Source organism: Magnetospira thiophila, from assembly GCF_054657015.1.
Map to the genome: position 1 here is coordinate 1,147,164 of NZ_BAAHXF010000001.1, position 14,995 is coordinate 1,162,158.

Sequence of the window (14,995 nt, forward strand, 5' to 3'; positions counted from 1 at the left end):
TGATGGGTCGGTGGGTGCACACCATTTCAGCATAACGATCTTCGACATGGCGCGGACGGGCTTCGCAACGGCGCTTCGGAGGTCCTTTTGCCGCTCAGTCCCTTTTCCGGTCGGGTTACAAAGTCGCCAGAACAGGCAATATCGGCACAAATCGAAGACGGGGTAGGGATGACCACCACGAAGAACACGGCGGAAAACAGGTCCGGCAGTGAAGAGGGTACCGATAGCCCGCTGATCGATGCCCTGGGTGCCAATCTCAAAAAATTGATCGTCCGCGCCAAGGAGCGCGGCTATGTGACCTATGACGAACTGAATCAGGCAATGCCGCCGGAACAGGTCTCGTCCGAACAAATCGAGGATACCATGGCGTCGCTGTCCGAAATGGGCATCAACGTGGTCGATAACGAGGAAGCTGAGGACAATCCCGAAGCCGCCAGTGACGAAATCGAAAAACCCGAGGCCGCTACCCCCGGCGGCAACGTGGATGAAGACGAAATGGGCCGCACCGACGATCCGGTGCGTATGTACCTGCGCGAAATGGGCTCGGTGGAGCTGTTGTCGCGCGAGGGCGAAATCGCTATTGCCAAGCGCATCGAGGCCGGTCGCGAAATGATGATCGGCGGCCTGTTGGAAAGCCCGCTGACCATCCGCGCCATCTGCTACTGGCATGACCAGCTGCTCGAAGAGAGCATTTTGCTGCGCGATATCATTGACCTGGAAGCCACCTACGGCGGCAATGGCGAACCGACGGAAGACGACGGAGAAGCCAAACCGGCGTCTGAGGACGAGCTCCCCGCGGAGACCGCCAAGGCCGCGCCGGCGGATAGCCCGGCGCCGGAAAAGAGCGCCGACTCTCCCGAATCCGACGACGACAGCGACGACGCGGAGGACGACGACGAGTCCCAACCCGAAGATTCCGACGAGGACGACGAGATCGAGGAAGCCAGTCTCTCCCTGTCGGCCATGGAAGCCAAGCTGAAGCCGGAGGTCATCGAGACCTTCGAGAAAATCACCAAGACTTACGAGAAGCTGCACAAGGTCCAACTGCAACGGCTCGACGCGCTGCAAAAGGGCGAAGACGTCAAACCGGCCGCCGAAAAGCGCTACAGCAAGTTGCGCAAGGAACTGATCGAGCTGATGGAGACGGTGCACCTCAACAACACCCGCATCGAACAGTTGGTGGAGCAGCTTTATGCCCTCAACAAAATGCTCATGGGCATGGAAGGCCGGTTGCTACGCTGGGCCACCTCATCGAAGGTCAAGCGCGACGAATTTTTGAGCAACTATTTCGGTGACGAACTGGACCCCACCTGGCTCGAACGGATGGCCGAAAAGGGTAAGGCCTGGGCCCGTTTTGCCGAGCGCTATGCGGACGAGATCGAAAATACCCGCTCGGAAATCGCCGTCATTTCCCAGGAAGCCGGGCTGCCGATCAAGGAACTGCGCCGGGTTGTCGGCACGGTGCAAAAGGGCGAGCGCGAGGCCAACAAGGCCAAGAAGGAAATGATCGAGGCCAACCTGCGGCTGGTGATTTCCATCGCCAAGAAATACACCAATCGCGGCCTGCAATTCCTGGATCTGATTCAGGAAGGCAACATCGGCCTGATGAAGGCGGTGGACAAATTTGAATACCGGCGCGGCTACAAGTTCTCCACCTATGCCACCTGGTGGATTCGTCAGGCCATCACCCGCTCCATCGCCGATCAGGCGCGCACCATCCGCATTCCGGTGCATATGATCGAGACCATCAACAAGCTGGTCCGCACTTCACGCCAGATGCTGCATGAAATCGGTCGCGAGCCGACGCCCGAGGAACTGGCTGAAAAACTCTCCATGCCGCTGGAAAAAGTGCGCAAGGTGTTGAAAATCGCCAAGGAACCGATCTCCCTCGAAACCCCCATCGGCGACGAGGAAGACAGCCATCTGGGCGATTTCATCGAGGACAAGAACGCCGTTCTGCCACTCGACGCGGCGATCCATTCCAATCTGCGCGAAACCACCACCCGGGTGCTGTCCAGCCTCACGGCGCGTGAGGAACGGGTGCTGCGGATGCGCTTCGGCATTGGCATGAACACCGACCATACCCTGGAAGAGGTCGGGCAGCAGTTCAGCGTCACCCGCGAACGCATCCGCCAGATCGAGGCCAAGGCCCTGCGCAAGCTCAAACATCCGAGCCGGTCGCGCAAGCTGCGCAGCTTCCTCGATACCTAAAAGTGGGATTCGGTGAAGGCGGCATAGACCTCGCGTGCCCAGCCGCGCAGGCCGCGTTCGGGCGATCCATTTCCTGAATCACCGCTCAACCATTGCCGGACCGGCACCTGGAATCCGGTCTTGGGCCGCTCCAGCACGGCGCGCGGCAGTCCCGGTTGCGGGGTTGCCGCCATGTCCTGTTTGCCGAACCCATGGCGCGCCACCGACTGCAACAGTGGCCCATCGACAAACGGCACCCGGATTTCCAAAGAATGGGCCATGCCCGCCCAGTCGGCATCGCGCAGCAACTGGTTGCGCATGTACCAGGTCATTTCCAGCGCCGTCACCCGCCCGGGCCAATCGGTCATGTTCGATTGGGTATTATGCAGCCGAACCAGCGGTGCCAGCTCTTGCCAGCCCGCCCGCACGAAATCACTGTCCAAATTTTGCGTCAGTTCCCAGGGCATGAACAAACCCCGTCGCAACAGGTAGGCATCCCCGGGCCGGGTCCCCAATTCGAGAATTCCAGCCGCTTTCGGAGAGGCAAAACGCCCGATCCAGGGGGCTGTGAGTATACGACCAATCGTTCCAATTTGCTGGCCGAACGGAATTTTGCTCAAGGGGCCGACTAATTTTGGCAATTGCTGGAACGTATTGTAACCACAGAATAATTCGTCACCACCAAGACCGGATATGGCCACTTTCAGGCCCTTTTCAGCCGCTGCTTTGGCCACGAAATAAACATTGACACCATCAATGGACGGCTGATCCATGGCCGAAAAGAGCTTTTCGCGCTCATCGGCAAAGGCCGCCCCGGACAGACGCACCGTATCGTGGGTCGTGCCATAAAATTGAGCGATGCTTTCGGCCAATGGGGCCTCATCGTCCGCCGTTTGAGCATATTCTTCGAAGGCCAGAGTGATGGTCCGCAGATCCGTCGTCTGTTCGGCGGCCAGACCGCACAGGGTCGCCGAATCCAATCCAGCCGAGAGGAACAATCCCACCGGCACGTCGGCCACCAAATGATGGGCCACCGAATCGAGCAGCGCGTCACGTAGATTGCGGCGCACCGGCGGGCGGCTCTGATAGGCCGCCTGAATGCCGAAAAAGCGTTTTTCCCAGCGGTTGCCCCGGCGGTCGATCCACAACAGGGTCCCCGCCCCCAGGGCGCGAATGCCCTGATACAGAGTATGCGGCTCGGGGACGTAGCCGAACAGAAAGAATCCCACATGGCCCGCCGCATGGGGCGATTTGTCGATGCCGCCCCCGGCCAGCAGCGCCTTGACCTGCGAGGCGAGGCGCAGGGTGCGGCCATTGTCCGACAGGTACAACGGTTTGATGCCGAATCCGTCGCGGGCCACGAACAGGCCCTGCTTGTCCGCGTCCCAGATGGCGAAGGTAAACATGCCGCGCAGGTGGTGCACCATGTCCTGACCGTAGCGGTCATAGAGATGCAGCAGGACTTCCGTATCGGACTCGCTGCGGAACAGCCGCCCCTCCGCCTCCAAACGCTCTTTCAAGGCCCGGAAATTGTAGATTTCGCCATTGAAAACAATCTGATACTTGCCACCATACAGGGCCATGGGTTGATCACCGCCGGGCGTCGGATCGATGATCGACAGTCTGCGGTGCCCCAGGCCGATGCATTTGTCAGGGGAGACCCAATCCCCCGCCCCGTCCGGTCCGCGCGCCGCCATCTGGTCGCGCACGGCCAGCAGCTCCCGTCGGTTGACAGGGGGCGCTTCTTGCCGATAGGCGAATATGGCGTTGATTCCGCACATGATCGGTGCATTAGTAGCGCGTCCTGCGACTTGGCGGAACATGAAATGAAACAGGTTATTCAATCTGCCCGCTCGGGCAAGCTGGCCTTGAAAGACGTCCCGGAGCCCCGAGCCGCTGCCGGCCATTTGCTGGTGCGCACCGGAGCCTCGCTGATCTCCGCCGGAACCGAGCGCTTAATCATTGATTTTGCAAAAAAAAGCATTGCCGCCAAGGCCAAGGCGCGGCCCGATTTGGTGCGCAAGGTGGTCGACAAGGCCAAGCGCGACGGCATCGGTGCCACCTTCAAGGCGGTGATGGCCCGTCTCGATGCGCCGCTTCCCTTGGGATATTCCGCTGCGGGAACGATCGTCGAAGTCGGTCTCGGGCTGGAGGGGCGCTTCCGGGTCGGTCAACGGGTGGCGGTGGCCGGGGCCGGACTGGCCAACCATGCGGAGCTGAATCTGGTGCCGGAAAATCTGGCCGCGCCGATTCCCGACGACGTACCCGACGTGGAAGCCGCTTATGGTACCCTGGGGGCCATTGCCCTGCATGGGGTGCGCAATTTGGACGTTCGCCTGGGCGAATGGGTGGCGGTGGTCGGCACCGGCTTGTTGGGGCAGATTGCCGTGCAATTGCTTACCCTGTCGGGGGTGCGCGTTTTGGCGTTGGATTACAATCCGCAACGGCTGGAATTGGCTCGCCGCATGGGGGCCGAACTGGCTCTGAGCCTGGACCAGGACAATCTGGAGGCTTCGGTCCGCGCCGTTACCCATGGCATTGGCTGCGATGGCATCCTGATCGCCGCCGCCACCGAGTCCAGCGAACCCTTTGCCACCGCCGCCACGGTGGCTCGGGACCGGGCCAAGGTGGTGCTGCTCGGCATGACCGGCACCGAATTTCCCTATCGGGACTATATGCAAAAAGAACTGAACGTCACCGTGTCGCGCTCCTACGGTCCGGGGCGTTACGATGAGGACTACGAAGGCCGGGGGATGAAATATCCGGTCGGCTTCGTACGCTGGACCGAGACCGAGAATCTGCGCGAGGTGCTGCGGCTGATGTCGCCGGGGCGCGGGCCGCGTCTCGATGTGGCCGCCCTGACCACCCACAGCTTCGATTTCGCGCAAGCCGAATCCGCTTACGATCTGGTGACCTCGGGGAGCGAGCCGTTCCTGGGGGTGGTGCTGCGCTATCCGGAAACGACGCAAACTCAAGCCCCCGTACACTTTCCGAGCGCCAAAAGTGGCCCCCAGGAGCGCTGTGTGCTGGGGGTGATCGGGGCGGGTAACTTTGCGCGCACTGTCTTGCTGCCGGACCTCAAGGGCATGGTGCAGGTCGATCTGCGCAGCATCGTCACCACCCGCGGGGCGACCGCCGAACATGCCCAGGCCACTTTCGGCTTCGACCATGCGGGCACCGATCCCGCTCTGGTGCTTGACGATCCGCAGATCAATGCGGTTTTGGTTGCCACCCGTCATGGCTCGCACGCCGATTACACGGCCCGGGCCCTGGCCGCCGGAAAGTCGGTGCTGGTGGAAAAACCGCTGGCCCTCGACCGGGATCAGCTCAATCGGGTGATCGAAGCGCGCAACGGCTCGTCCGGTTTTTTCCAGGTCGGCTTCAACCGTCGATTCGCCCCCCTGGCGCTGCGTATGCGTCACAGCCTTGAAGCCTCTCCCGGCCCCAAGGTCCTGGTGATGCGGATCAATGCCGGGGCGCTGCCCGCCGACAGTTGGATCAATGCCCCGGATGAAGGGGGCGGCCGCATTCTGGGTGAGGTCTGCCATTTCATTGATCTGGCACGCTTTTTTACCGGCTCTCCCATCCGCTCCGTGCAGGCCGACGCGGCGGTGGTCACCGAGGGGGTCTGTGACGATCTGGCCGTATCCCTGCGTTTCGCCGATGGGTCTTTGGCTTCTCTGGCCTATACCGCCCAGGGCGACACCGCCTTCAGCAAGGAGCTTTACGAAGGCTATGCGGGCGGGCGTGTGGTGGTGCTGGATAATTTCCGCAAGCTGACCATAGTTCAGGACGGCAAGTTCACCAACCTGGGCGGCAGTCAGGACAAGGGCTTTCACCCGGCCCTGCAAGCTTTCGTTCAGACGGTGGTCAATGGCGGCCCGGCCCCGATCGACGAGGAACACCTCATCGAGTCCAGTCTGGCGACCATTGCGGTAACGGAATCACTTCGTTCCGGTCTCAGAATAGAACTGTAAGGTTTTGATTTTATGCATGATCCCCTTCAACTGGTGGCCCTGACCGAGGCCCTCACCGAGGCCAGGGTGTTGGTGGTCGGCGATGTGATGCTGGATCGCTATGTGCATGGCGGCGTGGCCCGCATTTCCCCCGAAGCCCCCATTCCGGTGCTCAACATCACGCGCCAGGAAGCCATGCTCGGCGGGGCCGGAAATGTGGCGCGCAATCTGTGCGCCCTGGGAGCCAGTTGCCGCTTCGTGACGGCCCTCGGCGATGATTCGGCGGCGGCGGAAATCCGGGACCTGCTCACCGCCCTGGACGGCCTCGAAAGCGATCTGGTGAACGCCCCGCAACGCCTCAGCGGCGTCAAGACCCGTTTCATGGCCCAGGGTCAGCAGATGCTGCGCACCGACCATGAAACCACCGCCCCCCTGACCGCCCCCGTGCGTCAGGCGCTGATCGAGCGGGTTCGGGTTGGCCTGGAGAGCTGCGGCGTGTTGGTGCTGTCCGATTACGGCAAGGGGGTCCTGGCCGAGGGGCTGGCGGCTGAATTGATTGCCATTGCCAAGGCGGCGGGCCGTTTGGTGCTGGTCGATCCCAAGGGCCACGATTACAGCCTGTATCGGGGGGCCGATTTGCTCACCCCCAACCGCAAGGAATTGGCCGAGGCCAGTCGCTTGCCGGTGGACAATGATGCCGACATCCTCCGCGCCGCCCGTCATCTGATTGAGGACTGTGACCTGGGCGGCATCCTGGCCACCCGCAGCCAGGACGGCATGAGCCTGGTTCCGGCCCACGGCGATGTGGTCCACCTGCCCGCCGAAGCGCGTGAGGTGTTCGACGTGTCCGGGGCCGGAGACACGGTGATCGCCACCATTGCCGCCGGATTGGCCGCCGGGGCCTCCCTGGAACGGGCCGCCGCCCTGGCCAATGCCGCCGCCGGAATCGTGGTTGGCAAGGTCGGTACGGCAGTGACCTATGCCTCGGAATTGTCTGCCGTGCTGCATCATCAGGACCTGATGGACGCTGAAGCCAAAGTGTTGCCCCGCGACCCGGCCCGCGACCGGGTCGAGCGTTGGCGGCGCGCCGGGCTCAAGGTGGGCTTCACCAACGGCTGTTTCGATCTTTTGCATCCGGGCCATGTATCCTTGCTCCAACAGGCCCGCGCCGCCTGTGACCGTCTGGTGGTCGGGCTCAATTCCGATTCTTCCGTACAGCGGCTCAAAGGCCCGACCCGCCCGGTGCAGAGTGAGATGGCCCGGGCCACCGTGCTTGCCTCGCTGGCCCCGGTGGATATGGTGGTGCTGTTTGCCGAGGATACCCCGCAGCATCTGATCGAGACCCTGCGCCCCGACGTATTGGTCAAGGGGGCCGACTACAGCGAAGATCAGGTGGTCGGGGGAACCTTCGTCAAATCCTATGGCGGTCGGGTGTTGCTGGCCCGACTGGAAGACGGCCATTCGACCACCGGCACCATATCGCGTATTAACGGCTGACCCATGGCCCTCACCGACGCTCAACTGCTTTATGCCCTGGCCTGGATCAGTTTCGGAGCCGGGCATTCCCTGTTGGCCGGGGCGCGTCTGCATCGACCATTCGGCCCCTGGTATCGGGTGGCCTTCAACGTCATCGCCATCGTTCATTTGATCGCCGTCTATGGCCTGGGGCGCTGGCTGTTCGCCGAGGTTCCGGCGCTGGACCTGCCGCGCGGCCTGCCCCTCTTGCTGTGGCTGATGCATCTGACCGGCTGGGGGCTGATGTTCTATGGCCTCACCGGCTACGACTTAGGGCGCCTGAGCGGCCTACGGCAGGTCGCTGCGGCTCGCCTCGGCACCCCGGAGCCGGACGATGAACCGCTGCGCCGCGACAGTCTTCATCGCTTCATGCGCCATCCCCTCTATGCGGCGGGATTCCTGATTCTGTGGGGCGGGGCTCATGATTGGCTGCATCTGACGACCGCCGTCTGGGGCTCCATTTACCTGCTCGTCGGCACCTGGTTTGAGGAGCGGCGACTGCTGCGCCTTTATGGTGCCTCCTACGCCGCCTATCGCCGACAGGTACCCGCCTATATCCCCTGGAAGGGGCGCGCCTGGGCCGCCGCGGAGGAATGATGCCGCTGGCTCCCCGCTCTTTGGCTCTGGCCGTTTTGCTCACCGCCCTGGTCGCCTTCGGGCCGCTCTCCACCGATATGTACCTGCCTGCCCTGCCCGCCATGGCGTTGGCCTTGCAAAGCGATGCCGCCGGGGTGCAATTGACCCTCAGCGTTTTCGTCGCCGGACTGGCCGTGGGACAATTGATCTATGGTCCGCTGGCCGACCGTTTCGGCCGCCGCCCGATGCTGATTGGCGGTGTCACCTTATTCACCCTCGCCAGCTTGGTTTGTCTGTGGGCGCCGACCATCGAAATGCTGATTGCCGGACGTTTGTTGCAGGCCATCGGGGCTTGTGCCGGGCCGGTGCTCGGACGGGCCATTGTGCGCGATATTCATGGGGCCGAAGGAGCAGCGCGGATGCTCGCCTATATGGCCACCGCCATGGCCGTGGCCCCGCTGATCGCGCCGACCGTCGGCGGCCTGATGGTCGAAGCCTGGGGCTGGCATTCGGTATTCTGGGTGCTGCTGGGTTTCGGCGTGATCCTCTTTTTTGCCACCATTTTGGGGCTGCCCGAGACCATCCCGGCCAAGAACCCCGATGCCATTCGCCCCGTTCGGATGCTGCGCAATTACATGACCCTGCTGCGGTCACGCTCCTATGTGGGCTACATGTTGGCCAGCGCCGCCGCCTTCTCGATTATTTTTTCGCTGATTTCCGGTTCGTCGTTCGTTTTCATCGAGATCCTGCATCTCACACCCTGGCAGTTCGGCGTTTGCTTCGGACTCTGTGTGGCCGGGTTCATGGTTGGATCAATCCTTACCGGTCGCTTCAACCGGCGGCTGGGCAATGATCGGTTGATCCTGTTCGGAGTCCTCTGCACCGCCACCTTCGGGGTGCTGACTTTGAGCTTGGTGCTGTTCGATGTGGTGACGGTGGTCACCCTGGTCGCCCCCATCGCGGCCATGAACATGGGGGTCGGGCTGATCATGCCCAATGCCATGGCCGGAGCCATCGGACCCTATCCAACCCTGGCCGGCACCGCATCGGCCCTGGTCGGTTTCGTGCAGATGACCCTGGCCGCGGTGGTCGGGGCGCTGATCGGTCATGCCTACGACGGCACCGCCCTTCCCATGGTGCTGGCGCTGGCCGGATCGGGGGTCAGCGGTCTGCTGATCTATGGGATATTTATCCGCCGAAAAACGACTTGAGCCGATCCAGCAGATCCCGTTCGGCGGGGGCTTGAGGCGGCGCAGTCTCTACTTGCGGCACCTCTGTGGACGCAGCGGGCGGGCGGGGCAGGTCCCTGGCCGGGATTCCCTTATGCCCGGCGAGCATGATAGCTTTCCACAAGCGTGCCGGGAGGCCGCCGCCGGTGACCCCCTTCATCGGCGTGCCGTCGTCGTTGCCGACCCACACCCCGGCCACCAGTTCCGCCGTGTAGCCGATGAACCAGCCATCGCGATAGTCCTGACTGGTGCCGGTCTTGCCGCCTGCGGGGCGACCGCCCAGGGCGGCGTTCTTGCCGGTGCCGGTGCGCATCACCTGGGCCAGCATTTTCTGCATCGCCAGCACGTATCGCCGCTCAATCACCCGCCCCGCCCCACCGCCATCGCGACGATAGAGGCTGTTGCCGTTGCGGTCCCGAATCTCTGTCACCCCATGGGGAAACACCCCGAAACCGCCATTGGCCAAAGGCACATAGGCGGTGACCAGATCCATCAGCGTCACCTCGGCGGTGCCCAGGGCCAGTCCCAAGTCATCGGGCATCGGTGTGGTGATCCCCAGCCGTGCCGCCACTTGGGCCACTCGCTGCGGTCCGGCCTTGGCCGCCACCCGCACCGCCACCGTATTGATGGACTCGGCCAGCGCCTCGGTGAGAGTGACCGCCCCTCGGAATTTATTGTCCCAGTTGCTCGGGGACCAGTCGCCGATTTTCACCGGGCTGTCGTCGAACACCGATTCCGGGGTCAATCCGGCCTCCAGCCCGGCCAGATAGACGATTGGCTTGAAAGCCGAGCCCGGCTGCCGCAGGGCCGTGGTGGCGCGATTGAACTGGCTGTCTTCGTAATCGCGGCCCCCGACCAGGGCGCGCAACGCCCCGTCGTGGTTGAGCACCACCACCGCCACCTGCGACGCCCCACGCTTACGGCCCTCGCCCTTCATGTGACGCGCAACAATCTCTTCTACCTCCTTTTGCAAGGGCAGATTGAGGGTGGTGATGATGGTCAGGTCCCCGGCTTCCTGGCCCACATAGCCGTCCAGCTGACCGACCACCCAGTCGGTGAACCACCGTCCCGGCACCGTCGGAACCGGACGACCGGCCACCGCAGGCAGCTGCTTGATCGCTTTTTCGGCAGTGGCCGGATCAAGGCTCCCGGCAGCGACCATGTTATGCAGCACTTGTTTCGCCCGCCCGGCGGCCCGCTCGGGGCTGGAACGGGGGTTGTAGCGGCTCGGGGCTTTGAGCAATCCGGCCAGCAACGCCGCCTCGGGCAGGCTCACCCGACGCGCCGACTTGCCGAAATAGGCCTGCGCGGCGGCCTCCACCCCATAGGTTCCGGCCCCCAGATAGACCCGGTTGAGATAGATGGTGAGGATTTGATCCTTGGTGAATTTATGCTCCAGCCACAGGGCCAGCATCAGTTCCTGCACCTTGCGCTTGAGGCTGCGCTGTGGACTGAGAAACAGGTTCTTGGCCACCTGTTGAGTCAGGGTCGAGCCGCCCTGCACCACCCGACCGGCCCATAGATTGGACCACATGGCGCGGGCCAGACCGATGGGATCGAGACCGAAATGGCTATAAAATCGGCGGTCCTCGGTGGACAGGATGGCATCGGGCAGAGCGGGCGGCAGATCCTCCACCCGCACCGCCCCGGCAAACTTGTCGCCGCGCACGGTCACCACCGTGCCGTTGGCCGCCGCAATGGTCAGGGTCGGACGGCGGTCGGTAACCAACGCCTCGTCCAGGCTTGGCAGGTCGTAGGCATACCAGGCCAACAGCAAAGACAGCGCCAGTCCGCCCCATAGCCCCACCACAATGCCCCACTTGACGACCCGTAACACGGTCGCCCGCGAGGGTCGCCGGGGCCGCAACCGGGCCCATAATGCGCCCCCGCGTGCCGGGGGCGGCGTGGAACTTTTAGAGCTGGTTTTTCGGGTTGCCTTTGCCATGGTCGGAGCCTAGCTCCAGGCGGTTAGAAAAGGCTTAAGCAACCTGCGTAGCTATAAATTTGATACGATCGGTTTTCCCGTTTTCTCTACTGGAACCAACTCACAGGGGATGGCCTTCCGCCGCGCCCAGGACCACCGGTCCGAGGCCGCCGGTCAGCGCCTCGGCGGGGTTCATGCCGTTCTTGAAGCCCCGGGCGATGCTTTCCTTGACCACCGAATAGGCGAGGCCCTGCTTGGCGACGCTGCGCGCCATCCAGGCCGAGGTGACGTCCGGCAGGGCTTTGGCCAGTTTCTCGAAGGCCTTGCCGCTTCCGCCGGCGGCCAATCGCATGAGTTTTTTCTCGATTTTCCCGATCTTGGCAGCACTCATGCCTGCTGAGCCGAGGTGTTCCATCGCCGCCTTCACGTCGCCCCGCGACAGCGCCGCCGTCGCCTTGACGAAACCTTCGCCAACGTCGAGGGCGGTGCCCACGGGGGTCACCGATACCATGATCGCGGCGATTTCCGACTCTGTGTCTGAGAGCTGGTATTCTTCCTGCAGGCGCTGTTTTAAGCCGTTTTCCCACGAGATCTGTTCCGGATCGGCATAGCCTTCCCGTGCCGCCTCCCCGGCGATCAAGGAATTCCTCAGATGTCCCGGGTCCTCGTGCATCGCGGCGTTGTTGGTCGCCGGATTGGCGTTGGGACCGCCGCCCAGACGATGCTCCCAATAGGCCCGGTGGGCCGCCTTGTCCGCTTCGGACAAGGCGCCGGAACGGGAGCGGGCTTCGTCTCTTGCATCCAGGCCAAGGTATCGTTTCCGGACCCGCCGATCAGGTCGGTTTTTTCAGATTCACCAGTCCGTGTCTCCGGCATCCCCGCCCATGCCCGCGTCGATTTGCTTGCGGTCGTCGGGGTGGAAGAAGCTGGTGCCGCTGGCCGATTGACCGGAGGCGAGGTCCACCGTGCCGGGGAAGGTGTTCTTGAACCATTGGTCCAGCTTGGGGCGGGCGGTGGCGTTGCCCGGGTGGCCGGACTGGAATGAACTGGGCGAGGTCTTGACCTTGAGAGCCTGGGTGGAGGACCAATCCTCCACCGGCACATGGCGCAGGATCTGGTCGTTCCCATGCTGCGGGGTGTCCGGAGGCATCGACCGCGGCACAACTTTGCCTTTTGTAGTGCACAGCAATGCCCTATACTCCATAGATGCGATACTTTATTGTCTATTCCATACTGATTCTCATGCTTGGTCAGTGTCCGGCCTATGCCGAATCCGTTGAGATTCCGGATGCCCAAACGCTGATTGATGCCTGCTGGAAAAAATCTGAGGAATTCCGCTCGACGGAAAATACTTCCGCACATAGAGAAGGATTTTATATCACAACACTTTGCTTGGAAGAAGAAATAATAAATAACTCATCAATATTTATATATGATGGCGTTGAAAATAAAAAATCATTGTCAGTTAAATTTTCAAAAATACGATCAATACTTATTGATTTCTACTGGAATATTTATAATGAAAATAACGCATGCATGCCATCTTGCGGCACACAACATTATTCAACTCATTTATTTAGTATAGCAAAGATTTATGAAGAGATACTGAAAGATATAATTTTACAGAGAAAAAATACGGGTCAAGAGGGTTTGCCTATCGACCCTAGTCCACACTGATTTATGGCATTAGGAATGTTTGTGCTCTTGTCGACCAACCTTTGTTGTTAAATTTAAACTCAGGTAGAGTTTTCATGTAAGCTAGCCTTTTACTAACGATCCGATTGTTGATCTCCTTGATTTTTCCGGCTTTGACCGCCTGTTCGACCATGCGGCGCGTTCCAGATCCGATGATGCCGTCATACACTTTGTTGCCATTTCGGTCGGTTACCCGCAAATCAGTGCTCATGACTTCATCTATGGATTGCTGAAGCCATTTCCCGGCATCCTCCGGGCCATGGAGCACACCTGCTTCGAAAACGTGTTCCGCCAATTGCGGTGCCGCCTGCTGCAAGCCCGGCACCTGTGCCAGTTTGGCGATCTGCGGTCGGTCAAAATATTCGATACGATAGATGTTGTCGATTTGAGCATCGCTCAGATTCTTGGATTGCTGCGGCAAGTGTTTCCATTTTGGGTCCTGACGAAGAGCATCGAGAAATTTCTGGGATATCCCTTTATGGGTCCCTCCCCCGGATCAGCACTGGGCGGACGATTGGCATATCCCCTTTCCCGAGGGGCCAGGTTTTGACGGTAATTTTGGAAGAGAGCGTTGGCCCCGGTTTGTTGGACATTTACGGTTGGATTGGCGACTGGGTTTGAAGGCTGTGACGTCGCTGGCGCTGGTGTCTGCGCCATCTGCTGCGGCTTCGTTTGAGACGACTTACCCTGCCTCATGTCGGACCAAGTCTGTTTGCGTGCAAAGACTCGGGAGCCATCGGCACGGGCAGGTTGAGCCCCCTCAACCGGCGACGGTGTGGGTGGCGCAATAGCAGGCATCCCCGCCTTGGCCCGCGCGCCCAATCCGGCATTGATGCCCGCGTCGATTTGCTTGCGGTCGTCGGGGTGGAAGAAGCTGGTGCCGCTGGCTGATTGCCCTGAAGCCAAGTCCACCGTGCCCGGGAAGGTGTTCTTGAACCATTGATCCAGCTTGGGGCGGGCGGTGGCGTTGCCCGGGTGGCCGGACTGGAATGAACTGGGCGAGGCCTTGACCTTGAGGGCCTGGGTGGAGGACCAATCCTCCACCGGCACATGGCGCAGGATCTGGTCAGCCACATGTTGCGGGGTGTCCGGGTGCTTCTGGAAATCGTGCTTGTAGTCTTCTTCGTGACCCACCGGGGGCGGGCCTTTGGGAGCCGTTTTCTGGGCCAGGGCCTGTCGTTGCTGCTGCTGCTTTTGCTCTTTCAGGCGCTGTTTCTGGCGCATCTCTATGCGCTGATGGGCGGCTTTTTCTTCGGCGGCCTTCTTGTCCTGGTGCATCTTCCAGACCGCCTCCGTGTCGGCCTCGTCCTGCTTGAGAAGGTTTTCCTGTTGCGCTCGGTCGCTCGGGGACTCGTCAAGGAGGGCGTTCGTCCGGCGTGCCGGGGTGTCGAGGACGGGGTCAGAGGCAATAGGTTGCAGCGGTTCCGCATCGAAGGCCGACTTGGATTCGAACAGGGACGGCCCCTCGTCGAACGACGGGGTCGGGCGCGACGGCTTGTCATCGACAACGGAGGGGATCGGGGCAGAGGACAGGGAGTCCCCGTCGTTGCCGGGGGTGGTGCTGGATAGGCTTCCCATGGGGGGTCTCCTTGGGGTTGGGGGTGATAACAATTCCATAATATGCTATAATTCCTTTTATATCTCGCAAGTCCCGAGATTTGTCAAGAACATTTACTGAATTTCTATGGCCTGGGGGCGGGGAGTCCAGCAGCATGCCCGATTTCAGGCCTCGTTGTGTGAAACTTGTCCTCATCCAGGGGGCTGCCGATCCGTCACAATTGCCTTGCGCGGCGCGCCCCATCCGACTATAGTCCCGGCAATTGTTCTTTGGATCGCTGATTGACAGCACTTCGAAGGTGGGCCTCTGGCCCGCTTTTTTGTTTTTTGGACTGGGTTTTCGGGACGGGACC

The 14,995-nt window shown here is 61.5% G+C and carries 12 protein-coding genes; 6 read left to right on the top strand and 6 right to left on the bottom strand.

The genetic code is table 11. The features are described from left to right. Positions 1-168 precede the first annotated feature (168 nt). Entirely contained in the window at positions 169-2,211 is a 2,043-nt protein-coding gene (rpoD, locus tag ACYQ1P_RS05555; protein ID WP_460019352.1) for an RNA polymerase sigma factor RpoD, read from the top strand. Here the strand turns inward: rpoD and asnB are convergent. Further along, positions 2,208-3,971 carry an asparagine synthase (glutamine-hydrolyzing) gene (asnB, locus tag ACYQ1P_RS05560; RefSeq protein ID WP_460019353.1) on the bottom strand — a complete coding sequence of 588 codons (1,764 nt, stop codon included), beginning with the start codon at positions 3,969-3,971 and terminating at the stop codon, positions 2,208-2,210. The genes rpoD and asnB overlap by 4 nt on opposite strands. A 45-nt stretch (positions 3,972-4,016) precedes the next feature. Here asnB and ACYQ1P_RS05565 point away from each other — a divergent pair, with 45 nt between their 5' ends. Genes ACYQ1P_RS05565 through ACYQ1P_RS05580 form a run of 4 tightly spaced genes read left to right on the top strand, consistent with a single transcriptional unit; the run spans position 4,017 to position 9,448 of the window. Continuing rightward, positions 4,017-6,167 carry a bi-domain-containing oxidoreductase gene (locus ACYQ1P_RS05565; protein WP_460019354.1) on the top strand — a complete coding sequence of 717 codons (2,151 nt, stop codon included), beginning with the start codon at positions 4,017-4,019 and terminating at the stop codon, positions 6,165-6,167. 12 nt (positions 6,168-6,179) lie between these two features. Then, complete coding sequence (gene rfaE1 / locus ACYQ1P_RS05570) at positions 6,180-7,643, top strand: D-glycero-beta-D-manno-heptose-7-phosphate kinase (RefSeq protein WP_460019355.1); 1,464 nt, start codon at positions 6,180-6,182, stop codon at positions 7,641-7,643. A gap of 3 nt (positions 7,644-7,646) precedes the next feature. Then, positions 7,647-8,258, top strand: coding sequence for a methyltransferase family protein (locus tag ACYQ1P_RS05575; protein ID WP_460019356.1), 612 nt, complete (start codon positions 7,647-7,649; stop codon positions 8,256-8,258). Further along, positions 8,258-9,448: a multidrug effflux MFS transporter gene (locus ACYQ1P_RS05580; RefSeq protein WP_460019357.1), complete on the top strand. Its 1,191-nt coding sequence runs from the start codon at positions 8,258-8,260 to the stop codon at positions 9,446-9,448. Before ACYQ1P_RS05575 ends, ACYQ1P_RS05580 begins: the two co-directional genes overlap by 1 nt. Here ACYQ1P_RS05580 and ACYQ1P_RS05585 read toward each other — a convergent pair. The 3 genes from ACYQ1P_RS05585 to ACYQ1P_RS05595 form a co-directional block, all read right to left on the bottom strand. Next, positions 9,426-11,303 (bottom strand): transglycosylase domain-containing protein, encoded by a 1,878-nt coding sequence (locus ACYQ1P_RS05585; protein ID WP_460019358.1) that lies wholly within the window; start codon positions 11,301-11,303, stop codon positions 9,426-9,428. The two genes, ACYQ1P_RS05580 and ACYQ1P_RS05585, sit on opposite strands and share 23 nt — an antisense overlap. A 208-nt stretch (positions 11,304-11,511) precedes the next feature. Next, positions 11,512-12,156 (bottom strand): hypothetical protein, encoded by a 645-nt coding sequence (locus tag ACYQ1P_RS05590; protein ID WP_460019359.1) that lies wholly within the window; start codon positions 12,154-12,156, stop codon positions 11,512-11,514. 87 nt (positions 12,157-12,243) lie between these two features. Further along, the gene (locus tag ACYQ1P_RS05595; RefSeq protein WP_460019360.1) at positions 12,244-12,540 is read right to left on the bottom strand and encodes a hypothetical protein; all 297 of its coding nucleotides are present in this window, start codon (positions 12,538-12,540) and stop codon (positions 12,244-12,246) included. Between the two features lie 56 nt (positions 12,541-12,596). Between ACYQ1P_RS05595 and ACYQ1P_RS05600 the strand changes: the two genes are divergently transcribed. After that, on the top strand, positions 12,597-13,067 hold the full coding sequence (locus ACYQ1P_RS05600) for a hypothetical protein (protein WP_460019361.1): 471 nt from the start codon (positions 12,597-12,599) through the stop codon (positions 13,065-13,067). Position 13,068: 1 nt separating this feature from the next. On the opposite strand, the gene ACYQ1P_RS05605 is transcribed toward ACYQ1P_RS05600, so the two are convergent. Both ACYQ1P_RS05605 and ACYQ1P_RS05610 read right to left on the bottom strand, forming a co-directional pair. After that, positions 13,069-13,557, bottom strand: coding sequence for a glycosyl hydrolase 108 family protein (locus tag ACYQ1P_RS05605; RefSeq protein ID WP_460020135.1), 489 nt, complete (start codon positions 13,555-13,557; stop codon positions 13,069-13,071). Then, positions 13,482-14,663 carry a hypothetical protein gene (locus ACYQ1P_RS05610; RefSeq protein ID WP_460019362.1) on the bottom strand — a complete coding sequence of 394 codons (1,182 nt, stop codon included), beginning with the start codon at positions 14,661-14,663 and terminating at the stop codon, positions 13,482-13,484. Before ACYQ1P_RS05610 ends, ACYQ1P_RS05605 begins: the two co-directional genes overlap by 76 nt. Positions 14,664-14,995: the final 332 nt, after the last annotated feature.